The following is a 230-nucleotide window of genomic DNA, read 5'->3' as shown; positions in this document are numbered from 1 at the left end:
CAGATTAACCGCTTCGCTGGCAGCTGCTACGCCGTCATTAGCGCTATCAAAGTGCACCGGCGTAACGCCACGATAGAGAGCAGTCAGGTTCAGCGTACGTTCATGGCGCGACATGGCGAAAATTGGCAGACCAGAGCTGATACGGGAGGTCATCAGCGCGGTACGACCCGATTCGGTCATGGTGATGATCGCCGTAACGCCTTTCAGGTGGTTAGCTGCGTACATTGCTG

General features: G+C 56.1%; 1 protein-coding gene. It reads right to left on the bottom strand.

Translation table 11 applies throughout. From position 1 onward, the window contains the following. Nucleotides 1-230, bottom strand: a 230-nt coding sequence (locus SB756_RS36135; protein ID WP_410914062.1) for a pyruvate kinase alpha/beta domain-containing protein, incomplete at both ends; no start/stop codon positions are given.

The sequence above is a fragment of the Pseudomonas sp. SIMBA_068 genome, assembly GCF_046534705.1.
GTDB classification, from domain to species: domain Bacteria; phylum Pseudomonadota; class Gammaproteobacteria; order Pseudomonadales; family Pseudomonadaceae; genus Aquipseudomonas; species Aquipseudomonas putida.
The sequence above is the reverse complement of the archived record's forward strand: the minus strand, read 5'-3'. Positions and strand labels throughout refer to the sequence as shown.